Genomic DNA, 20,672 nt, shown 5'->3' on the forward strand with positions numbered 1-20,672 from the left:
ATCGGGTCCGGGGACGAGCGCGGTTATTTCAAGCCCCGTCCGGACCGATCACGCTCACGGTGCCTTCACCACTGTTGACCACATAAGTGTGGCCGGTGTGCGCATCGACGGCGACGCCTTCCGGCCGGGAGCCGACCTCCACGGTGGCGGTGACAGTCTCGGTCACGGCGTCGATCATCGACACGAGACCCGCGTCGTGAGTGACCCAGACTCGGTCGTGTTGATCGACCGCCACGCCGAAGGGACGCGCGGCGACATCGATCGTCCTGATCACCGTTTCCTCGTGGATTACCGACACGGTGTCGGACTTGGAATTGGCGACATAAACCAGCGGCTGCTGCGGGTGCGCGGCCACCCCCACTGGGCGCAGGCCGACCGGGATGCGCGCACGGTGCCGCGGGAACCCCGCACTGATATCGAACACGGAAACGCTGTCCGCGCCGGGATTGCTCACGTACAAGAATCGATGGGGGTCCGATCCGAAAGCCACCCCATGGGGGCTGCGTGCGATGCCCGTGAAGGCAGAGGGATCGCCGCCGTCGAAAAGGGAGGTGGCGGCGGGCAGCGCGGGGCCGTGGTTGATCTGTGCCACTCCACCGTCACGGTTGAACACGACCACTATGGCCGCGAAATGCAGGTTCCCCACCCCGACCGGATGTAGTGGGATCCCCGCGAAGGGCTCGATCTCGATGGTGGCCTTCGGCGTGTTGTCGAGGTTGAGCACCGTGATGGTGCCTTCGCCGCTGTTTGCGACGAAGACGCCGGTCTGGGGGTCGGCGACCACCCCTGTGGGGCGTACGCCGACGGTGACCGTTGCGGCGACAGTGTTCGTGCCCGTGTCGATTACCGACACGCTGTTGTCATCGCTGTTCGTGACCCACACTCGACTGTTGAAGGCGGCCAGACACGTCGGCCTCGCTCCGACGGTGATGGTTGCGACGATTCTCATTTCGCCATTGTCCGCCGGGAACGATCGATCTTGTGCCGAATTAGTCGAGTGCAGCAGCGTCAGGGTGCGCTCAGCAAGCCGTAGCGCGACACGGTGTATTCACGATGGTGCACAGTTCTCCGCCGGAAAGCGGCGGCCCACCCCAAGGTGCTCCAAACCATCGCGGTGTAAGTGTATGGCGGGTTGACGCAGAACCTGACTGATATTGCTAGCGGAGTCCTGGTAGGACTTTGTCGGCTCGGCGTGGTCTGAGTTTCTTTATAGAATCTCGAGAGCATGCGCGGGTGGATATTTCCGGACTCGCGTCCGCATCGACTAACAGTTGGATTTCGTTTGTAGTGAGCTGTTTTCGTCGCTGATCCGAAGGACTGCGTCATGTTTTTCGGCGACTACAACCGGAACCAGAGGACGCGGGGGTACGGATGGTCGGTAGGCATTGTCGCTCGCGCCTGGGTCAGGCCGGCGCGCAGTTGGGTGTCTGCGGCAGTGCCAGGGTGGTCAGGAATTGGTCGGCCGCGGTGGTGGTGCAGGGGGTGCGGTGGTAGACGCCGTGGCCCCAGCCGGTGTAGGTCAGGAGGGTCGCGCGTGGGGTTCGGTCGGCTACCTGGGTTGCCCATTCGTGGGGGGTTGCGGGGTCGTGCAAGGAATTGAAGATCAGGATAGGTGGGCCGTCTTCGATCTGCGGGCGGTGCTGCGGGTTCTGTGGTGGGGTCGGCCAGCCGGAGCAGAGAGTGCCTGCGGCCCAGGCGAAATGGGCGCGCAGTGTGGGGGTGTTGGCATTCTGTTCCCGCCAGAGCCGCAGCCAGTCGTCTTGATCGGCGATGTCGAAGCGCCAGTCGGAGCACAGGATGATCTCCGGCATTGGCGTCGCCTTACCGGATCGCTCGATCGGGGCAGTCGGCATCGGGAGGACGGACGGTTGATCGCTCAGTGTTCGAAGTTCGGTTGCCAGGCGCTGCCATTCGGGCGCATAGAGCCGCTGGGTGACCGTGCGGCTCAATTCGAGTGGGCCTAGCGGGGTGTCGGGCTTTTCCGCGTCTCGCAGCTCGCCGTGCTCGGCTCTGGAAAACAGTTCGCCATAGACGCGGTGGGTGTCGGCGCCGTATAGGACGCACTGCTCGTCGCGCGTACACCAGGATGCGAATTCGTCGAAAGTGTCTTGGCCCGCTCGAGCTTCGCTGGCCAGGAATCCGCGACCGTCCAGGCTGTGATCGTCCACGCTGTCCATCAGCGAGGCACGCAATCGCTTCGGGAACAGCTCCGCGTACGCCTGCGCGGGCATGGTGCCGTAGGAGCGGCTGTAGAGCGTGAGCTGATTCTCGCCGAGTACCGACCGCAGTGCCTCGATATCCCGTGCGACGCTCACCGCGTCGAGATGATCGATCAGCGGCCCGGTGTACTGACGGCAGCTGTCGGCGAGATCTCTTGCGTACGAATGAATATCGTCGATCCGCCCGCCGGTGTCCGGCACCATGTTCGGGCGGCTCGCCGCGAGTCCGGAATCGCACTGCACCGAATGGCTGCGCTTGACCCCACGCGGATCAATGCTGACGATGTCGAACCGCGCCCGCAGCTCCGGCGAGAACTTTCCGCCACGCAGGATTTCGTCCACCCCCGAAGAGCCGGGCCCGCCGGGCAAGGAAACCAGCGTTCCGATCTTCCCTGCGGCATCGTCGGCTCGATCGCGCACCACGGCGATATCGATTGTCGAACCGTTTCGGTCCGACCAGTCGATGGGCACAGTCACTGTCGCACAGTCGAATTCGGTCTTCTCGGCACACGGTAGCCAGTTCAGTGTTCGCGCCGGACTCGCGGTGGAAGCGCAAGCGGCCAATGCCGCCGTGATCAGTGCGGCGGCCAAGCTCACACCGAGTAATTTGCGACGGAAGTGCATACGAATGATCGTCGCCGTGTTCCTCTGCCGACCACATCACTCCAGCGAGCGATCCCGCCTCACCCTCCGGTACTGCACATTTGCGAGCAGCCGGATCGCTCCAGCCCGAACGCACGCCGCGTCCGCCGAACGGGTCATCGCCCTCGGGGATCTCGAAGGCCGCGTGGTTCGCGGTCGGTCATGCCGAAGCTTGCTGATCGACTGTTTCGGCGTACCGGGTGATCTCGTCAACGTGGGGCCGGAGGTCGGAACGATTGTGATTTCCGCGTCAGTAACAACAGGGGATCATCCGACGACTACGCAGGGGCATCGAACAACCGTCCCAATTCACCAGACCCATTGCACGTCTGTCCTTTTCAGGCAGGGCGGCAGGCACAGGAGGAGAGATCGTGCGGATCATGCAGATGTTGGGTAAGGGGCGTCGATGGCGCACTGGCACGGGACTGGCGCTCGGTGTCGTGGCGCTGGCGCTGATCGTCACCGCGTGCACGGCTGACCAGGAGAATTCCGCCGCGCCGAGCTCCAGCAGTGCGAAGGTCACCTCGATCAGCGCATCGAGGACGACGCCCCCGGCCGCCACCGCGGCACCGGGCAATCCCGGTGCGGCCCAGGGAAATCCGGGAAGCGCGGGGGGAGGCGGGGGTAATACGGGCAGCGAGGGCGGAGCAGGCGCTGGACAGCCGGCCGCCGAGCAGCCCGAAACCCCGGGCGGTACGGACACCTGTGGCGCGACCTTCTGCGGCACAACGAGCTATCCGCCTCCAGCGCCGGGCGGCACCGACTACTGCGGCGACGCCCCGTGCGGCGTTTACGTGAAGTGCACCGACAAGATCAACTACGCGGGCGATCCACGGTCCAACGACGAGATCAACAACATCGGCGTACACACCGGCCAGTGTCCCGAACCGATTCACCCCACGACGACAAGCAGTGCCGAACCTCCTGCCACGACCACAGTCGCGCCGACGACTGCGCCGACGACGACCGTTACGACGACAACAGCGACGCAGTAGGAAGCGGGTCTGGAGCTCGATGCCTAGGTGCGAGCATCGGGCACCAGACGGTGTCGACCGGCATCAGCCGCGCGAGGTGCATCGCTCGTCGGTCAAGTCCAGGCGGTCATCACCGCCGCGAGATCCCCATCCGCGATATCGGCGAGATCCTTGGTCGGTGCGCGAGAGCCGGCGATCGGCGCAATCAGGTCGCCGGCGTCGTCGAGCGTTGGCCATCGCCGCACGCCCGCTTGTCCTGCAGGGAAATTGAGTTTCGAGACGCTACGTCAACCTTCGGTGAGAGCGTTCCGACGATACTGCCGGAACGCATTTCCCCGCAGGTAGCGGGCTCTGGTCAGGGTGCAATCCACTTCCACGGTCGCGGCCCCCGATGCCCCCGCAGGCAGGCGAGCCGGTAGTCCGCTTGCGCCCGAGCATGAGCACTCACGGCAGCGTGCCGCAACGCGAACAATGCCAGCTCGAATGAGCGAACATCACGAATCACGGTGTAGCCCTCCCACTCTGTGACATCTGCCCCGTAGGCATCGCGGAAAGCCTCCCAACGTGAAGGCGGATCCGACAGGGTGTCGGATTGGAACGCGCAGGTCGCCTGATCCCACTGCGGCGGACCGATACAGCACCGCTCGAGATCAACCACGTGCCCGCCGTGCGCGGCCATCATCGTGTTCGCCGGGCTCGGGTCGCCATGGATCACGCACCACGGGGCGGGCCATTCGAGGGTGTTCCACCTCGCCTTCAACTCGTCCGCGTGGTTGGTAAGCCACGACTTCGCGTCGTCGTCGGTGAGCGACTGTGCGATCCGGGAGGTGAAATCCGGCAGAACGAAGCGCGCCAAACCCAGATGTGAGGGGACACGTAGCTGGTGCAAGGTCCGCAATATGACACCGGTCTCGGCGGCATCCGCTGGACCACCGCCGCCGAGATCTTCCCAGAACGTCACGGGTCGCCCGCCGACAACAATCGGATCGGGCACCAGAGGTTCGGGCGCGCGAACGTGGTGGGAGCGAAGCCAGTCCGCCGCGCGCAATTCGCGGACTGCAGTGTCGAGCTGCCCTCGCTGGTGCACGCGGATGACAACCGGACCGTCGGTGCGCAACATCGCGTTGTCCCGCAACCGAATCGGGATGATCCGCCGTGCTGGAATGTGAGCGCCTACGCAGGCCCGGCGAGCCAGGTCCACGATGTCAGTAGTGGTCATGGTGGTACTTCTCTGGTCAGTGTTGGGTGGAAAGGGCGGCAGCGGTCTCGAACAGCCCGGCGGAGTTCGCTCCCTTGATCAGGACCACATCCCGACCGCAGAGCGCATCGGTCAGCAACCCGAGTACCTCGTCCTTGGAGGTGGCGTGGGCGACGTCAGCCGAACCTGCTTCGCGGGCGGCGGCGGCCATCAACTCGGCGTTGGGTCCGCCGACCGTGATCAGTTGTCCGATACCGAGATCGGCGACCTGGCGGCCGATCTCCTGATGCAGCCCGGGGGAAGCATCCCCCAGTTCGCGCATCTCGCCGAGAACCGCGATGGACGGGCGGTCATCGGCGGCGATGGCAGCCAGTGAACGCAGGGCCGCCGCCACACTCTCTGGGCTGGCGTTGAAAGCGTCGTTGATGACCGTCACGCCGTCGGCACAGTCGGTGACCTCCATTCGACTGCCGGACAACAATGTGGCGTCGTTGAGAATGTCGACGACGACGGAGAACGGCACGCCCGCGCTCAACGCCAGCGCGGCGGCGGCCAACGCGTTGGTGAGGTGATGTTCACCGACGACGCGCAGCTGTACGGGCGCGGCGTCGGTGTTGTAGCGCAGCGTGAAGTTGGCTCGAGCCTGGGCGTCCTGTGTGACGTCTTCAGCTCGTACATCGGCATCAGCAGTGGTGCCGAACCAGAGGACTTCGGCAATGGTGTGGTCAGCCATAGCTCGTACCAGCGGATCATCGGCGTTGAGGATGGCCGTCCCGGTGGTGTCCAGTGCTTCGACGAGTTCGCGTTTCGCTTCTGCGATGGTCTCTTTGGTACCGAACTCACCGAGATGCGCAGAGCCCACGCCGAGCACGGCGCCGATCGCGGGCCGGGCGATCTGTGCGAGTTGGCGGATGTGCCCCTTCCCCCTGGCCCCCATCTCCAAGACCAGGAAATCTGTGTCAGCCTCGACGCGAAGGACTGTATGCGGGAAACCGAGCTCGTTATTGAACGACCGCTCGGTAGCGGTCACCTTGCCGTGGCGCTGGAGGATCTGGGTAAGGAGGTCTTTTGTGCTGGTCTTGCCCGCCGAGCCGGTGATCGCGAGCACGGTTCCTGTGTAGCGCGCCGCGACCTCACGGGCGAGGTCGCTCATGGCGGTCACGACATCGTCGACGATCACAGCCGGGAATCCGGTCGGGCGGCTGGCCAACAGAGCCACTGCACCTGCGGCGAACGCGTCCGCCGCGTACTCGTGGCCGTCGGTTCGGGCACCCTCCAGGCAGGCGAACAGACCGCCCGCCGTGACGTTGCGGGAATCGAACGCGGTGGGTGCGGTGACCATGCGGAGCGGGTCCGTGATGCCGTCGAGGTGGCCTCCGGTGGTCTGGGCAACCTCGGCCAGTGTCATAGAGATCATCGGTAGTTCCTTTCAGTAGAGCGACAAAGGCGTATCTGAGGTTGAGCAAGTTCGGCATCGAAAGCCTGCCGAATCTACTCGCGTCGTTGTGGGCGGCGGGCGAGCCGGCGAGCCGTCCAGCAGTCGGCGGTCACCGTTCGCGGCTCGAGCGCGGTACGGTCCCGGTCGGTGTCACTAGATCGCAGGCCAGGGCGACCGCTCGTGCGTGTCTGCCGAAGTGGTCGAGATGCGGTGTCAGAACCGCGACAGCCCCTGCCTTGCAAACGGTTTCGACAACCAGAGTCGTGGGCATGTACGTGTCTGATCGGATCGTGAGGATTCCGGTGAACTCGGAACCGCGCTGGCGGGCCAAGTCGCTGATCACCTGCTCGTCACGGACCCGGTTCGGGCCCGTGATGTCGAGCAGCAACAGCCCGATTGCTTTGCGGTGCATGCATTTTCCCTTCGATCGCGCTGCTGGTTCCTGCCGGGTCATGACGCTTCGGTGTCGACGACGCTGGTCGGCATGATCGTGATTGCGTCGACTTTGTCCAGGTCGGTGTCGGAATCGGAGATCCAGCCGTCTTCGTCGACCCGGCTCAGCGAACCGTCTGCGCGCTGATAGATCGGAGTGCTCTCAACCGGAGCAAGTTCCAGCTTGCTGGCGGTGTCCTCATGAAACGCTGCAAGCAATGCCCGCACGGACGGAGCAACTGCGTTCGAACATGCCGGAACTATCTCGAACATCTGACTCACGCCCCCAACATGTTCGGCAGATCCTTCGCCGACACCAAGGCAGCCCAGTAGTCATCGCGAAGCGCGTCCCAAAGGTCACCGTGCGTGTGAAGCATCTCCCGCGCGGCGGCCAGATCCGCGTCCCCGTCGAACATGATCGTTCCGGGTTGCGCGGCAGGGAGCGGTGTCCGCGACGGCAGGCGATAGGCGGTAAACGACTCGGAAGTGAATTGCACACGCAGGATGCGTGCAGAACGCTGCGCTAACTGCCACACCGCGACCTTGCGACCATCCTCGGTTCGAGTGGTCCGCATCCCATCTCGGCGCATTACGCCACCTCGTCAGTGGTGCGCCCGGTGCCGAGGGACTCGACACCCCGGCACCGAGACGGCTCAGCGGGCGGGGGATGTCCTGCCCACTCTCGGACGGCCTCGGCGAAGCGTTCGACCACATCGGCCGGTGCTCCGACATAGATAGCCGGTGGGCCGACGAACGGAATGCGATTCGGTAGTATTTCGGCGGCGTTCATGGCAGCTCCTCCCGCTGATAGAAGGTCTGCCGCGCCGTCCCGTTGTCGTCATCGTCATCTTTGTCGGACCAACTCATCCCGCGCCTCCCTGCTGGCTCATTGGTAGGCACCCAACGTTGAGGAGCTGCGCACACCAACGGGCGGCTAGATGCGAGTCGGTCTGCCGATGAGGGGACGCCCCCTACCCGGCGTCGGGGCCTGATGAAAACGGTGCCGCAGTCCACGTCCGCGAAGTACCAACGTTTTTCGTACTCCGGGTACTACGGTGCGCGTTGAATGGAATGGTGACTCTTATGGGCCAAGATCGCCGTAGCGTTGCGGACCGGGTAGCACAGGCGCGGAAGTTGGCCGGGCTCACCCAGAAGACGCTGGCGGAGAGATCGAATATATCGCTCGGCCTGATTCGGTCGGTCGAGCAAAAGCGAGTGGGTGCTACCCCCGCCTTCCTCGGCGCGGTTTCCAAAGCGCTGCGGGTCAACGTCACCGATTTGACTGGGCAGCCCTTCGCCCCAACGCCCGGACAGGACGCCGAGGTTCATGCCGCATTAGCGGTGCTGCGTACCGAGCTGGCCGCCTACGACATTGACAACGCGTATGTGCCATTCATTCGTGGGCTGCCGGAGATAGCCGGTGATGTCGAGAAGGTGTGCCGATATCGCCGGGCCGCGTCGTTCCACAAGCTCGGCTATGCATTGCCCTCCCTCCTGGGTGAGGTGCGCGCGGCCGTGCATCGCAGCAGCGGGAGCGACCGCGACCGCGCGCTGACGATGCTGTGCGAGCTTTACTACTCGGCTCACAGCCTCGCTCACAAGCTTGGGTACACCGACCTGGCCGCGCTCGCGATCGACCGGCTCGCGTGGGCAGCCACCGAATCAAGCAACGAGCTGTGGATTGCAACGAGTCAGTTCCAACGCGCCGCCCTACTCACCTCGGGCGGCGACTGGAGTGCAGCACTCAATTTCCTGGAGCGCTGCCGGTCCAGCATCGAACCGCGCCTCGCTGCCGGTCGACGACATGACCTCATCGCTTGGGGAGGTCTGCACCTGCAATCCGGGCTAGCCGCCTCACGATCCGGGAAACGCGATCTTGCCGATATGCATCTCGATGAAGCACGGCAGACCGCGGCCCGCCTCGGTGACGACCGTGACCCTGTCCTGTCGTTCGGTCCGACGAATGTCGGCATCTGGTCTGTCGCGCTGGCGGTCGAGGCCATGGATGGCACCGAAGCGCTCAACCGGGCGCGGGCGCTGGTCATCCCGGCCGACGCACCGAAAGAGCGCGCGGGACACCATTACATCGACCTGTCCCGCGCCTACCTGATGCACGGAGAGCGTCGTCGCGCGTTCGACGCTCTCGTGACTGCAAAGTCGATTGCGCCGTCGCAGACTCGGTACAACCCGATGGTTCACGAGACGGTGCGCGCGTTGGCGCGGGCGGAGGCACGGTCTGTCGACACCGTGCACGGATTCGCGGTGTGGTGCGGGATCACCGACCGCCTGTAGTCAGTCGGCGGCGGGCAGACCTTTCGCGACCAGCGGTGTCAGGAACTCGACGCGGAACGAAGCGACGTATTCGCTGCGCTGGTCCAAGAACCGTCGAGTGTGGGGCTGCCGCTCGTGCTCTGCGAACGCCTCGCGATCGCGGTACACCTCGTAGAAGATCCGCGAGAGAGGTTCGCCCTCAACGATGTTGGTGGCGTAAACCAGCGTGCCGGGCTCGTTTTCAGTGATGCTCTTAACGGTCTCGGCGACGAGCTGGTCGAAGCCCGCCGCCTTCTCGGCGTCGAACAAGTCGAACTTCACCACGAGTGCGTACATCGGCCCACCGTAACTGATCGACCCGACTGCCATGTTCGGTTGGCGTCGGATTACACCAGCTACCGCGGCCCGCCGCGGTAGTAAGTGAAATGCACTGGCCAGAGGCCCTTTTCGTGTGGAGCCGATGACGGGAATCGAACCCGCGCTGTCTGCTTGGGAAGCAGAAGTTCTACCATTGAACTACATCGGCAACTGCGGCTGTGCGCGTTCGCGACTCTATCAGAGACCGGTTTGCAGACGGTAGAAACGCTGGTAAAACGGCGTTGACCTGGTCGTGATGGCCCGTTTCAGGCTGTGGCGCTGCGCTCGCGCGGCCTGGGTGGCGACCGACCCGACGGGCTCGCGCGAGAGCCGACACGCCCGATTTCCACCGTGCTGCCGGTACGGCGGGAACTGTGCTGGGGATCCGGATTGAATAGGTGGATGACCACTTCCGTGTTCGAGCGGTAGGGCTCCTTCGTGGCCAATGGCTTTTCGGTGCGGCTGCCGGTTCGGATGTTGGGTGCCATCCTGCTCGGCGCAGCCGCGGTATGCCCTGGGGCAGCGCAGGCGGAGCCGGAGGTCCTGAATATCCCGGACGTGCCGAACTTCGCGGTGGGTTGGGAGAGCTATCGGCGGCTGGATCGGTTGCCGTATCTGGGCGTGGGCGTGCAGACGTTGCAGTACTCCAGTTTCGATCGCGGTGGCGGCAATGACGACGGTGCTGGTGGCTGTCTGCGTGACGGTGGGGTCGGGTGCGTGGTGGCGGAGGATCGTGGGCCCGGAGAGATCGATTCGATCTGGTTCACCAAGGACGGGGGAGATGTCACGGCGCTCGGGAACATCCGGATCGAGCTGGATGGCAGCACTGTTGTGGATGCGCCCTTGCAGTCGGTGGTAGACGGTGCGCTCGGCGCTCCATTCGTGTTTCCGCTGGTGGCGAATGTCGTGCAGTCTCCTGGCGGGGTGTACATCAAGGTGCCGATGCCGTATCGGGAGTCGATGCGGATCAGCGTGGCGCCGGACTTGCAGTACTACCACGTCACCTACCGGCACTTCCCCGATGCGGAGGCGGTGACGACCTTCGATCCGGCCGATCGGGCGGAGGATGTCCTGGCGGTTTTGCAGGCGGCAGGTACTCGGGATCCGAAACCGGTCGTCCCGGGTGCTCGCGCGCGGGCGGGCGCCGTCGATGTGCCCGCGAACGCGGAGGTGCCGATCGCGTGGGCGACGGGGCCGGGCAGCGTGACGGCGCTGCGGTTGCGGCTGCCGGTGGAAACATCGGTGGCAGCGTTGCGTCTCCGAATCGGTTTCGACGGAAGGGAGTCGGTCGACGCGCCGCTCGCGGAGTTCTTCGGTGTCGGGCTCGGACCCGCGGTGGCTGTTCGATCGCTGATGTTCGCGGCGGACGCGGAGCCGGGCGGGTGGTTCTCGGCGTGGTGGCCGATGCCGTTCGGCCGTGGTGTCGAGGTGGCATTGGTGAACACGACCGACGATGCGATCCACGATGTCGGCACCGAAGTGGTCATCGCGCCGGACCCCCAGTGGGGTCCTGCGCTCGAAAGCGGCGTCGCCGGATACTTCACCACGCGATCGTTCGCAGGACCGACCACACCCGGCCAAGACTGGCCGTTCGTGGACGAAGTCGGGCACGGCAAGTTCGTCGGAGTCGCGCATTCGATGAGCGGCCGTCGGATCGAACCGTTCCCGGGCGACCTGCGCCCACATTTTCTGGAAGGCGACGAGCGCGTCTATATCGACGGCTCCCCGGTACCGCAGCTCTACGGCACCGGCACGGAGGACTTCTACGAGGGCGGCTGGTTCTTCGACCACGGCACCCGCTACAGCCTGCCGCTCACCGGGCAGCCGAGTGTCCGCACCACCGATGATCGATGCCGGGACTACTGCGTGACCGCCTACCGCCTGATGCTCGCCGAAGCGGTGGACTACCGATCCAGCTTGCGCTTCGGTATCGAACACGGACCGGCGAACGACGAGCAGGCCGAATACGGTTCCGTCGCATTCCTTTACACGCAGACCTAGGCCGACACCCCGCATCATCGGTGATCTCTGTCGAACTCCCTTGTGGCGCAACGCTCATCGAGCTCGGGCAGCCGCGTTCATGCCGAGCGATGGCGGCCGAGCCACGACTTGAACATTTGTCTTGTACATGTGCGTCGTCGGCAACAAGCAGCCGTGCGTGGACCCCGAGCTCGCCGAGGAGATGTGCGTCAAGAGGTCGAATGCGGCGCTGGTCACCCCCGACGCCGACCATTTCGTGCACAAAGGCGACCGGGCCGGATTCGCCGCGGCCGTGCGCGATTTCCTCCAGTCGCGGTAACTCGACGACGCCGAAGCCGGATGCCACGGCGTCGGGCCGTATCGAGCAGGCAGTAGTCTCGTCGCGTGCTGCTTTCCGATCGTGACATCCGTGCGGAGATCGCCGCTGGGCGTCTCGGCGTCGAGCCGCTCCTGCAATCCCTGATCCAGCCGTCGAGTATCGACGTGCGACTGGATCGGATGTTCCGGGTATTCGATAACACCCGCTACACCCACATCGACCCGGCGCAGCGTCAGGACGAGTTGACCAGTCTGGTCGAGCCCGGGGAGGGCGAGCCCTTCGTGCTGCACCCAGGTGAGTTCGTGCTCGGCTCCACGCTCGAGGTGTGCACGCTGCCCGACGACCTGGCCGGACGACTGGAGGGCAAGTCGAGCCTCGGCAGGCTCGGCTTGTTGACGCATTCGACGGCGGGCTTCATCGACCCCGGGTTCAGCGGTCACATCACCCTCGAACTGTCGAACGTGGCGAACCTGCCGATCACGCTGTGGCCCGGCATGAAGATCGGTCAACTGTGCCTGCTCCGGTTGACAAGCCCGGCCGAGCATCCCTACGGCAGTGCAAGCACCGGATCGAAGTATCAGGGTCAGCGCGGTCCGACACCGTCGAAGTCCTACCTGAACTTCCCGCTGCCGAACTAGGGCTGCTCGGCGAGCCTTCCTCGATGCGTCGCCGAGCATTGCGCCCTAGTCGCGGCCGAATGCCTTCGACTCCAGCCGGATTCCGCCGCGGGTGTCACGGCTCGTACTTCGACCGCACGGCCCCGGGCCGGGGCCACCCCTGTCGACTGCCAGAAATAGGGGTGGGCCCGGCTCGGGTCGGCGCCGTCGACGGCGGGGAGTGATGACGCAAAATCAATCCCCGCCGCCCGCTCCGACCGCGAGTGCCGTCGTGATGATGACGGAAAGCGGTGGGAGCGTGTCGCCCCGATTCGGCAGGCTGACCCAGAAGCACCCTTCCCGGGTCCAGCGGCCGAGTCCGGTCGGCAACATCACGGCGCTGCCGATGGCAGGTATGCCTATGTCGAGACGGTTCAATACCTCCAATACCTGTGTCCCCGGCCGGCTGTCCGGCTCGGCAAGGAAGCTCCATCGGATCTGCCTGGCCAGCATGGGGCCCCTCGTCCCCTGCTGTTCCAAAGCCGCCATGACCTTTTCGGCCCTTGCGGTCGGCAGATGTACGACACACACTCGACCGGTGATCGGCAGCATCACGAACCCGCCTCGCTCGCTGACCGGTAGTCCGAACTCGTGCCGGTAGTAGGCCACCCAATCGTCGACTGTTCTGATCCTGTCCACGTTCACGGCCATACTCCTTGCCTCCTGTTACAAGGGTCGCGGCAACGGCGGCGGTTCGGTATTGCCCGCGCGCCCGCCTTCCACTGCCATTCCGCTGCCCCTCACACGGCTGTCCGCCGCGACCACCGCCTCGCCTGATAGCGAAATGCTTTTGCCTGTGGCCGCACTCACAAACCCCTCGTACCCTGGATAGGAGTTGTTCGTTCGAAGGGATGACATCGTGGTCCGGCAATGGTCAGGTAAAGAGGCCCGTGCCCTTCGCGATGCCAAGCGGATGAGTCTCCGGGAGTTCGCGGCGCATCTGGGTGTGCACGAACGCCTGGTGTCGAAGTGGGAGGCCGGCGGCGCCCGGGTACACCCACGTCCGATCAATCAAGCCGCTCTCGATACGTCCCTGGCCAGGTCCGACGAAGTTGTGCGGGCGAGGTTTGCGGCGCTGATCGATCAACCCCTTGTTGATCGTGATGCCGTGCCAGGATTCGATGCGCATGCCGACGCCGCGGCGCGTACCAATTATTCGAGCGACGCGGACCTTCTGGCTCTCATAGACGCCGGTGCGATGAGAGGTGATGCGTTAGCAGCGATTTCGGAGAGGGATCTGATCATGGCGGCTGCCCATGAGGCCAGCGAGCACGCCGGCCAGGCCGAGAGCACCAATGTGGGTGCGACCACTTTGGAACAGCTCGATGCCGATGTCACGCGCATCGCGAACGACTATGTGCGCATTCCGCCGGTTCCGATGATGGTGGAGATGCTGCGGGTGCGCCGCCGGGTGTACCGGCTGCTGGAGGGCCATCAGCGGCCCGCCGACACCAGTCACCTATATCTGTTGGCAGGCACCCTCTCTGGTCTGCTCGCCAACGCGAGCACCGACCTCGGCTACTACGACGCGGCGGGTGAACAGGCCAGAGCCGCATGGGCCTATTCGGAACTGTGCGGCCACAACGGGTTGCGTGCCTGGACCCGCGGCATGCACGCGCTCATCGAATACTGGTCGGAGCGGCCGCGCCGCGCGGTGCTGCTCGCCCAGAGCGGGCAGGAGTTCGCGGAGTCGGCCACCGCGCGGGTGCGCCTGCTCAATATCGAGGCCAGGATCTGGTCTCGGCTCGGTAGCGCCGCCGACACCGATCGGTGCATCCGTGCCGCGGACGACGCGCGCGCGACCGGTGAGACCGACACGCTGCACGATGAGATCGGCGGCGTATTCGGCTTCAACGAGGCGAAGGCCAGCTACTACGCGGGCGCCACCTATATCCACCTAGGCCAGGCGGCCCCCGCATTGGCCGCCACCGAGCGAACCATCGAGCTGTATGCGAACGGTCCGACCGAGCAGCGCTCCTACGGCGCCGAATCCCTGGCCCGGGTGGACAGCGCCGCCGCGCACCTGATCAACGGCAGCCTGGACGGTGCGGCCGAGGCCCTGCATCCGGTGCTCGGTTTGGCCGAGGACAAGCGCATCGCCCAGTTGGAAGAGCGACTCACCGGTGTGCGGCGGCGCATCGCCGGTCCCGCCTTCCGCGATGCGGTGGAGGCGCGGTTCCTCGACGAACGCATCGAGGAATTCTGCGGCATCACCGCCGCCAAAGGCATTCCGCCGGGTAATTCGTCGGCCTGAGCCCGCGACCTCGGTTTTCTCCCGCATCCCCGCGTGTGCCGGGTTGGTAGTGGCGCAGGTCTCCTCGGTGCCGATAAGGTCGATAAGCGCTTGCGGCGGGATGGCACCATGGGACAGGTGAGCCCGAGTCATCTACCGCATCATCCGCCGCGCGTGCTGGAACAGTCGACGAAGCTGCAGGACGTTCTGTACGAAATTCGTGGTCCGGTACATGCGCACGCGGCACGGCTCGAGGCGGAGGGTCACCGGATCCTCAAACTCAATATCGGCAATCCCGCCCCGTTCGGGTTCGAGGCTCCCGATGTGATCATGCGTGACATCATCGCCGCGCTGCCGTATGCCCAGGGCTATTCGGAATCGAAGGGCATCCTGTCGGCGCGGCGCGCCATCGTCACCCGCTATGAGCTGGTCGCGGGCTTCCCCGAGCTCGATGTCGACGACGTGTATCTCGGCAACGGCGTCTCCGAGCTGATCACCATCACCATGCAGGCGCTGCTCGACAATGGCGACGAGGTGCTGATCCCGGCGCCCGACTATCCGCTGTGGACGGCGATGACCAGCCTCGCCGGCGGCACCCCCGTGCACTACCTGTGTGACGAGTCCAACGGCTGGCAGCCCGATATCGCCGATATCGAGTCGAAGATCACCGACAAGACCAAGGCCCTGTTGGTGATCAACCCGAACAACCCGACCGGCGCGGTGTACTCCGCCGAGGTTTTGCAGCAGCTCGTCGATATCGCGCGTAAGCATCGGCTGCTGCTGCTCGCCGACGAGATCTACGACAAAATTCTCTACGACGACGCCAAGCACATTTCGCTGGCGACGCTCGCGCCCGACCTGCTGTGCCTGACGTTCAACGGATTGTCCAAGGCCTACCGGGTCGCGGGCTACCGGTCGGGCTGGCTGGCGATCACCGGGCCGAAGGAGCATGCCGCGGGCTTCCTCGAGGGCATCGACCTGCTGGCCTCGACGCGGCTGTGCCCGAATGTGCCTGCGCAGCACGCGATTCAGGTGGCGCTCGGTGGCCACCAGAGCATCGAGGATTTGATCCTGCCCGGCGGGCGGCTGCTCGAGCAGCGCGATGTCGCGTGGGAGCGGCTCAACATGATCCCCGGCGTCTCGTGTGTGAAGCCGAAGGGCGCGCTGTACGCGTTCCCGCGGCTGGATCCGAACGTCTATGAGATCCACGATGATTCGAAGCTGATCTTGGATCTGTTGTTGCAGGAGAAGATCCTGATGGTGCAGGGCACCGGCTTCAACTGGCCCGATCACGATCATCTGCGGATCGTCACGCTGCCGTGGGCCCGGGATCTCGCGGTGGCCATCGAGCGCTTCGGCAATTTCCTGTCCAACTACCGTCAGTGAGGGGCCCGACTAGGGGCCCAGCATGTTCGGGGCAACCAAACCGCCCCGCTTACGGTCTAAAAACAGACTCACCGTATGGATATTGGCGAGTTTTCAAGACTAGCTAGCGCAAAAGAAGACCTTTTGTGTACAGTGGCTCTTGGCACTTTAGAGTGCCCGGTCGGGTTGTCTACCCCCCCTGGACGATCCGACCTCGAGTTCGGCCGCCTACCCCCCTGGGCGCCAGCTCGCGGGCGGCGGAGACATCCCCCTGCTCTCCGCCGCCCCCTCCCACTTTCCCCGTTCCGGATTTCGCCTCGAACGCCGCTCCGGTCCGATGCGCCGTCTTGAAAATGAAATCCTTTAAGCTCGGCACCGGACAAGCACACGTCCGACAGGCAGGAGCCCGGTAAGTGAGCGCAGCAAGCGCACCGTCGCCACAGCGCACGGCGGTGTCATGACCGACCACCATCATCACCACCACGACCATTCCGAACCGATCGCGATCGGCGCCAATGCCGCCCGCGTCGTGATCGGACTGCTCACCGCCATCGGTGTGCTGGTCGTGATCGCCGCGATCGTCCTGTGGCCGAGCGCCCAGCATGTCGACATCCCGCTGCCGATGCAGACTGCGGGCGGCGGCGCGGTGGAGACCGAGGCCGGGACGGTGGTGCTGCAGGACGTCGGCGCGTGCGGCAGCACCTCGATCGGCAAGGTCTTCGTCGACAAGCCGGAAGCGCCGCGCAACAACGCCTACACCTGCCAGCGCAGTCTGATCACCATCGACTCCGGGCCGCACAAGGGCAATCACACACTGCTCGAAATCGCGCCGGGCCCAGGACAACCCGACCTGCGCGCCGGTGACCACATCCGACTGGTCCGGCAGACCGATCCGAACGGTACGCCGATGTACTCCTTCGAGGACTACTCGCGCGGGCTGCCGTTGCTGCTGATCGTGCTGGTCTTCGTGGTGGTGATCGTCGCGGTGGCGCGCTGGCGCGGGCTGCGCGCGCTGCTCGGACTGATATTCGCCTTCGCCGTGCTGGTGGGGTTCCTGTTGCCTGCGCTGCTGGACGGAAAACCCGCGATCCCCGTCGCGCTGGTCTCGGGGGCGCTGATTCTCTATGCCGTGCTGTATCTCGCCCACGGTGTGAACCTGCGGACCAGTTCGGCGCTGCTCGGCACCCTGACCTCGATGGTGCTCGCCGCGGTGCTGTCCTGGGTCGCGATCGAGACGACGCACCTGACCGGGCTGTCGGAGGAACAGAACACCAACGTCGCCACCTACATTCAGCACGTCAGCATTACCGGGCTGTTGTTGGCGGGCTTCATCATCGGCTCGCTCGGTGTGCTCAACGATGTCACCATCACCCAGGCCTCCGCCGCGTTCGAGCTGGCCGCTCTCGACGAATCGGCTTCGCGTCGTGATGTTTTCACCGCCGCCATGCGGGTGGGCCGCGACCACATCGCCAGCACTGTCTACACCCTGGTGCTCGCCTACGCCGGCGGTGCGCTGCCGTTGCTGCTGCTGTTCAGCGTCGCGGGCCGCTCCATCCGTGATGTGCTGACCGGCGACGCGGTGGCCATCGAGATCGCGCGGTCGGCGGTCGGCGGCATCGCGCTCGCGCTGTCGGTTCCGCTGACGACCGGAATCGCGGTCATGCTCGCGCGCCCGTTCGGCGGCAAGCAGCATGCGCCGTCCGCGCCTGCGCGGCGCGCGAGGCACGCGAAGAACTGAGGGTGGGCTCGCCGGCTACCGCGGTGGTGGCGGCGGCGGGAACGGGAAGACCTCGGTCGGAATCGTCGGCAGCACGATCGTCGGAAGCCCCGGCACGACAATCGTATTCGGGCCCGGCGTCGTCGGCGGTGGCGTCGTCGTGGTCTGCCGTCGCGGTGGCGGTGCGGCGACCGATTCCTCGGTTTCGGTCGTCGTACCGGGGGCGACCGCGATCTGCGGGTCGAGCGTGGTGGTGCGCGGCGCGCTGGTCGGGGAGACCGAGGTGGAGCGCTCACTGCTCTGGGAATCGCGTTCGAGTACCTGCGGTCCGTAACCCAGTCCGAGACCGATGGCGGCGACAACCGCCAGCGCGCTGACGGTCAGGACCGCGCCGTTGATCTCACGCTTGCGACGACGCTTGGGCGGCGCGGATAGCCAGGCGGGCGACAGCTCATCGTCGTCATCGAGCATTCTGCCGGGGGGAGCGGAAGCCCGGATCGGGCGGACCGGACGGGCCAGCAGTGCCGCGCCGCGGGTGATCACCGTCTCCGGGCTGTCCGGAACGATCACCGGCACACCCATCCACCGCTCGAGTACCTTGGCGATCAGCGGAATTCGCGCGCAGCCACCGATCAGCAGCACACCGTGCACCGGGCGATCGGACCGCACGATCACATCGCGCGCCATCCGCGCCGACGATTCGATCGCCAGCATGATCAGCGATTCGAAGTTTTCCTGGGCGAGCAGCACCAGACCCTGTTCGCTCGGCAGCGCGACAGCGGTGTTCGAGGACAGCTGTTCCTTGGCTTCGCGGCAGAGCGCGTCGAGTGCGGCCAAGCCCGCCGGATCCGGGGGGTGCGCGATCCGGCCCGAGGCGATCTGCTGCTCGCGGACCAGGGAGTCGAGGTAGTCACCGCTGATATCGCTGGTGCGTTCGCTGTGGCGGACCTCACGGGTCTGGGCATCGACGACGCTGACCGAAAGTCCCGAGCTGCCGAGGTCGTAGACCACCAGCGAGGAGATGCCGCGAATATCGCCGGTGGAGTGGGCGAATTCGAGCGCGGCGATGATTTCGGGCACGAGTTCGTAATTGGTGAGCTGCTGACGGGCCATCGATGCGCGGATCGCCCTGGCGTGCTGTTCGCTGCGGTAGGCGATCGCGGTGGCCTCGATACCCGGCGTCGCCTCAAGCGTCACGCCGATCGCCTCGGCGGCCAGCTCTTCTACCTGGTGTTCGCCGACGGGGATGGTCTGCAGGTCGAACGAGTGTGGCGCGACGTGTCCGTGAGAGCTCGCGGCGTGTGGCCGCGCCATACGCACGGCGCCGGCCCCCACCGAAACTCCCAGAACCGAACTCATCAGCTACCCATCTCGTTTCACACTCCACGACATGCGAGCCTTGTGCCGCCCGCCGGTGGATAGGCCGCTCACGCCGACCCTACCGCCGATGATCGGCTATGACTAAGGCAGGACTGGTTGTCCGGCAGTCGCTCCCGCCTCGCCAGGCAACTCTACGGTGTGCCGAGTCCGGCGTACACCCATCCGGCGGCTCTCCAGGTGGCACGATTGAGACAGTTTCTGCCGTCGATGATCGAGCGGCCGCGGACCACCGGGTCCAGGTCCTGCGGTCGCAATGCGACGAACTCATCCCACTCGGTGAGGACGAGCACCACATCGGCGCGCTCGCACGCCTCGGCGACCGAGGTCGCGTAGTTCAGGGTGGGGAACACGCGTCGCGAATTCTCCAGTGCCTTGGGGTCATACACCGTGACCACCGCGCCGTGCAGTTGGATCATGCCCGCCACATTCAACGCGGGGGAGTCGCGCACATCGTCGGATTCGGGTTTGAACGCCGCGCCGAGCACCGCCACGTTGGCGCCGAGCAGTGAACCGCCGCAGGCCCGCGCGGCCATGTCCACCATCTTGGTGCGGCGGCGCATATTGATGTTGTCGACCTCGCGGAGGAAGGCGACGGCATGATCGGCGCCGAGCTCACCGGCGCGGGCCATGAACGCTCGAATGTCCTTCGGCAGGCAGCCGCCACCGAAACCGACTCCGGCATTGAGGAATCGGCGGCCGATGCGGGCGTCGTAGCCGAGTGCGTCGGCGAGCATGGTCACGTCGGCGCCGGTCGCCTCGCAGACTTCCGAGACCGCGTTGATGAACGAAATCTTTGTCGCGAGAAAGGCGTTCGCCGACACTTTGACCAGCTCGGCGGTGGCCAGATCGGTCAGCAGGAACGGCACGTCGGCCGCGATCGGATCGGCGTAGATTTCCCGCACCAGGTCCTCGACCCAGGCCGCGGCGTCGCGCTGGTTGTCGACACCGAGCACCAGCCGGTCCGGGCGTAGCGTGTCCTTCACCGCGAAGCCCTCCCGTAGGAACTCCGGATTCCAGGCCACCTCGACCTCGGCGCCGGTGAGCGTGCGTGCCCGCGCGCCCAATGCCGCCGCGGTCCCGACCGGCACCGTTGACTTTCCGATGATCACCGAGGGACGTTCCAGCATCGGCGCGAGCGTATCGACCACGGCGTGAACGTATTTCAGGTCCGCGGCGTACTCGCCCTTCTTCTGCGGTGTCCCGACGCCGAGGAAATGCACGTCCGCGTGCGCCGCCGCTTCCGCGTAGGAAGTGGTGAACCGCAGCCTGCCCGCATCCAGATTCCGCCGCAGCACTTCCTCCAGGCCCGGCTCGTAGAACGGCACGACCCCGTCCGACAGCTTCGCGACCTTGCCGGGGTCGACGTCCACCCCGATCACGTCATGCCCGAGTTCGGCCATGCACGCTGCGTGCGTGGCCCCGAGGTATCCGGTTCCGAAGACTGTGCATCGCATGATCGATTGATAGGCCCCGCCAATGGCCACACCACGT

22 protein-coding genes and 1 tRNA gene are annotated in these 20,672 nt (G+C 65.4%); 8 read left to right on the top strand and 15 right to left on the bottom strand.

Translation table 11 applies throughout. The features are described 5' to 3' along the window. Positions 1-28: 28 nt before the first annotated feature. Both ACFU4Z_RS04210 and ACFU4Z_RS04215 read right to left on the bottom strand, forming a co-directional pair. Positions 29-949 (bottom strand): YncE family protein, encoded by a 921-nt coding sequence (locus ACFU4Z_RS04210; RefSeq protein ID WP_379059611.1) that lies wholly within the window; start codon positions 947-949, stop codon positions 29-31. Positions 950-1,403: 454 nt separating this feature from the next. Beyond that, entirely contained in the window at positions 1,404-2,816 is a 1,413-nt protein-coding gene (locus tag ACFU4Z_RS04215) for an alpha/beta hydrolase (RefSeq protein WP_379059612.1), read from the bottom strand. Between the two features lie 416 nt (positions 2,817-3,232). On the opposite strand from ACFU4Z_RS04215, the gene ACFU4Z_RS04220 reads away from it, so the two are divergent. Beyond that, positions 3,233-3,856 carry a hypothetical protein gene (locus ACFU4Z_RS04220; protein ID WP_379059613.1) on the top strand — a complete coding sequence of 208 codons (624 nt, stop codon included), beginning with the start codon at positions 3,233-3,235 and terminating at the stop codon, positions 3,854-3,856. Positions 3,857-3,948: 92 nt separating this feature from the next. Here the strand turns inward: ACFU4Z_RS04220 and ACFU4Z_RS04225 are convergent, their stop codons facing one another. From ACFU4Z_RS04225 to ACFU4Z_RS04255, 7 genes are all read right to left on the bottom strand, one after another. Further along, positions 3,949-4,080 (bottom strand): hypothetical protein, encoded by a 132-nt coding sequence (locus ACFU4Z_RS04225; RefSeq protein ID WP_379059614.1) that lies wholly within the window; start codon positions 4,078-4,080, stop codon positions 3,949-3,951. Between the two features lie 110 nt (positions 4,081-4,190). Continuing rightward, positions 4,191-5,054: a phosphotransferase enzyme family protein gene (locus ACFU4Z_RS04230; RefSeq protein ID WP_379059615.1), complete on the bottom strand. Its 864-nt coding sequence runs from the start codon at positions 5,052-5,054 to the stop codon at positions 4,191-4,193. Between the two features lie 16 nt (positions 5,055-5,070). Beyond that, positions 5,071-6,450 (bottom strand): UDP-N-acetylmuramoyl-tripeptide--D-alanyl-D-alanine ligase, encoded by a 1,380-nt coding sequence (murF, locus tag ACFU4Z_RS04235; protein WP_379059617.1) that lies wholly within the window; start codon positions 6,448-6,450, stop codon positions 5,071-5,073. 130 nt (positions 6,451-6,580) lie between these two features. After that, positions 6,581-6,883 (bottom strand): hypothetical protein, encoded by a 303-nt coding sequence (locus tag ACFU4Z_RS04240; RefSeq protein ID WP_379059619.1) that lies wholly within the window; start codon positions 6,881-6,883, stop codon positions 6,581-6,583. Positions 6,884-6,921: 38 nt separating this feature from the next. Further along, entirely contained in the window at positions 6,922-7,185 is a 264-nt protein-coding gene (locus ACFU4Z_RS04245; protein WP_379059621.1) for a hypothetical protein, read from the bottom strand. Further along, positions 7,182-7,478: a hypothetical protein gene (locus ACFU4Z_RS04250; protein WP_379059622.1), complete on the bottom strand. Its 297-nt coding sequence runs from the start codon at positions 7,476-7,478 to the stop codon at positions 7,182-7,184. The genes ACFU4Z_RS04245 and ACFU4Z_RS04250 overlap by 4 nt, the downstream gene beginning before the upstream one ends. Positions 7,479-7,492: 14 nt before the next feature. Beyond that, positions 7,493-7,693 carry a hypothetical protein gene (locus tag ACFU4Z_RS04255; RefSeq protein ID WP_379059623.1) on the bottom strand — a complete coding sequence of 67 codons (201 nt, stop codon included), beginning with the start codon at positions 7,691-7,693 and terminating at the stop codon, positions 7,493-7,495. A 293-nt stretch (positions 7,694-7,986) separates the two neighbouring features. Between ACFU4Z_RS04255 and ACFU4Z_RS04260 the strand changes: the two genes are divergently transcribed. After that, entirely contained in the window at positions 7,987-9,195 is a 1,209-nt protein-coding gene (locus ACFU4Z_RS04260; RefSeq protein ID WP_379059625.1) for a helix-turn-helix domain-containing protein, read from the top strand. On the opposite strand, the gene ACFU4Z_RS04265 is transcribed toward ACFU4Z_RS04260, so the two are convergent. Then, on the bottom strand, positions 9,196-9,543 hold the full coding sequence (locus ACFU4Z_RS04265) for a putative quinol monooxygenase (protein ID WP_379059626.1): 348 nt from the start codon (positions 9,541-9,543) through the stop codon (positions 9,196-9,198). Between the two features lie 83 nt (positions 9,544-9,626). Further along, a tRNA-Gly gene (locus tag ACFU4Z_RS04270) sits at positions 9,627-9,700 on the bottom strand. Positions 9,701-9,969: 269 nt separating this feature from the next. Between ACFU4Z_RS04270 and ACFU4Z_RS04275 the strand changes: the two genes are divergently transcribed. From ACFU4Z_RS04275 to dcd, 3 genes are all read left to right on the top strand, one after another. Next, positions 9,970-11,532 carry a glycoside hydrolase family 172 protein gene (locus ACFU4Z_RS04275; protein ID WP_379059628.1) on the top strand — a complete coding sequence of 521 codons (1,563 nt, stop codon included), beginning with the start codon at positions 9,970-9,972 and terminating at the stop codon, positions 11,530-11,532. 157 nt (positions 11,533-11,689) lie between these two features. After that, positions 11,690-11,830 (top strand): hypothetical protein, encoded by a 141-nt coding sequence (locus ACFU4Z_RS04280; protein ID WP_379059629.1) that lies wholly within the window; start codon positions 11,690-11,692, stop codon positions 11,828-11,830. Between the two features lie 65 nt (positions 11,831-11,895). After that, positions 11,896-12,468 (top strand): dCTP deaminase, encoded by a 573-nt coding sequence (gene dcd, locus ACFU4Z_RS04285; RefSeq protein ID WP_379059631.1) that lies wholly within the window; start codon positions 11,896-11,898, stop codon positions 12,466-12,468. A 213-nt stretch (positions 12,469-12,681) separates the two neighbouring features. On the opposite strand, the gene ACFU4Z_RS04290 is transcribed toward dcd, so the two are convergent. After that, positions 12,682-13,131 (bottom strand): hypothetical protein, encoded by a 450-nt coding sequence (locus ACFU4Z_RS04290; protein ID WP_379059633.1) that lies wholly within the window; start codon positions 13,129-13,131, stop codon positions 12,682-12,684. A gap of 229 nt (positions 13,132-13,360) precedes the next feature. Continuing rightward, positions 13,361-13,615 (bottom strand): hypothetical protein, encoded by a 255-nt coding sequence (locus ACFU4Z_RS04295; RefSeq protein WP_379059635.1) that lies wholly within the window; start codon positions 13,613-13,615, stop codon positions 13,361-13,363. Between the two features lie 114 nt (positions 13,616-13,729). Between ACFU4Z_RS04295 and ACFU4Z_RS04300 the strand changes: the two genes are divergently transcribed. From ACFU4Z_RS04300 to ACFU4Z_RS04310, 3 genes are all read left to right on the top strand, one after another. Continuing rightward, entirely contained in the window at positions 13,730-14,740 is a 1,011-nt protein-coding gene (locus ACFU4Z_RS04300; protein WP_379059637.1) for an XRE family transcriptional regulator, read from the top strand. A 108-nt stretch (positions 14,741-14,848) separates the two neighbouring features. Further along, entirely contained in the window at positions 14,849-16,105 is a 1,257-nt protein-coding gene (locus ACFU4Z_RS04305; RefSeq protein WP_379059639.1) for a pyridoxal phosphate-dependent aminotransferase, read from the top strand. A gap of 436 nt (positions 16,106-16,541) precedes the next feature. Next, a complete protein-coding gene (locus ACFU4Z_RS04310) occupies positions 16,542-17,822 on the top strand; it encodes a YibE/F family protein (RefSeq protein WP_379059640.1) in 1,281 nt (426 codons plus the stop codon). Between the two features lie 15 nt (positions 17,823-17,837). Here ACFU4Z_RS04310 and ACFU4Z_RS04315 read toward each other — a convergent pair whose 3' ends face one another. Further along, positions 17,838-19,160, bottom strand: a complete 1,323-nt coding sequence (locus ACFU4Z_RS04315; RefSeq protein WP_379059642.1) for an Hsp70 family protein — start codon at positions 19,158-19,160, stop codon at positions 17,838-17,840. 152 nt (positions 19,161-19,312) lie between these two features. Further along, on the bottom strand, positions 19,313-20,635 hold the full coding sequence (locus ACFU4Z_RS04320; protein WP_379059643.1) for a UDP-glucose dehydrogenase family protein: 1,323 nt from the start codon (positions 20,633-20,635) through the stop codon (positions 19,313-19,315). Positions 20,636-20,672 lie beyond the last annotated feature (37 nt).

This window comes from Nocardia sp. NPDC057440, assembly GCF_042802915.1.
Classification (GTDB): Bacteria; Actinomycetota; Actinomycetes; order Mycobacteriales; family Mycobacteriaceae; genus Nocardia.

Excerpts from the sequence above, each read along its gene's own strand:
- ACFU4Z_RS04315 (WP_379059642.1), bottom strand. The coding sequence starts at position 19,160 with ATGAGTTCGGTTCTGGGAGTTTCGGTGGGGGCCGGCGCCGTGCGTATG.
- ACFU4Z_RS04300 (WP_379059637.1), top strand. The coding sequence starts at position 13,730 with ATGGCGGCTGCCCATGAGGCCAGCGAGCACGCCGGCCAGGCCGAGAGC.
- ACFU4Z_RS04255 (WP_379059623.1), bottom strand. The coding sequence starts at position 7,693 with ATGAACGCCGCCGAAATACTACCGAATCGCATTCCGTTCGTCGGCCCA.
- ACFU4Z_RS04265 (WP_379059626.1), bottom strand. The coding sequence starts at position 9,543 with ATGGCAGTCGGGTCGATCAGTTACGGTGGGCCGATGTACGCACTCGTG.
- ACFU4Z_RS04250 (WP_379059622.1), bottom strand. The coding sequence starts at position 7,478 with ATGCGGACCACTCGAACCGAGGATGGTCGCAAGGTCGCGGTGTGGCAG.
- ACFU4Z_RS04240 (WP_379059619.1), bottom strand. The coding sequence starts at position 6,883 with ATGCACCGCAAAGCAATCGGGCTGTTGCTGCTCGACATCACGGGCCCG.
- murF (WP_379059617.1), bottom strand. The coding sequence starts at position 6,450 with ATGATCTCTATGACACTGGCCGAGGTTGCCCAGACCACCGGAGGCCAC.
- ACFU4Z_RS04230 (WP_379059615.1), bottom strand. The coding sequence starts at position 5,054 with ATGACCACTACTGACATCGTGGACCTGGCTCGCCGGGCCTGCGTAGGC.
- ACFU4Z_RS04320 (WP_379059643.1), bottom strand. The coding sequence starts at position 20,635 with ATGCGATGCACAGTCTTCGGAACCGGATACCTCGGGGCCACGCACGCA.
- ACFU4Z_RS04310 (WP_379059640.1), top strand. The coding sequence starts at position 16,542 with ATGACCGACCACCATCATCACCACCACGACCATTCCGAACCGATCGCG.
- ACFU4Z_RS04210 (WP_379059611.1), bottom strand. The coding sequence starts at position 949 with ATGAGAATCGTCGCAACCATCACCGTCGGAGCGAGGCCGACGTGTCTG.
- ACFU4Z_RS04305 (WP_379059639.1), top strand. The coding sequence starts at position 14,849 with ATGGGACAGGTGAGCCCGAGTCATCTACCGCATCATCCGCCGCGCGTG.
- ACFU4Z_RS04295 (WP_379059635.1), bottom strand. The coding sequence starts at position 13,615 with ATGCGCATCGAATCCTGGCACGGCATCACGATCAACAAGGGGTTGATC.
- ACFU4Z_RS04260 (WP_379059625.1), top strand. The coding sequence starts at position 7,987 with ATGGGCCAAGATCGCCGTAGCGTTGCGGACCGGGTAGCACAGGCGCGG.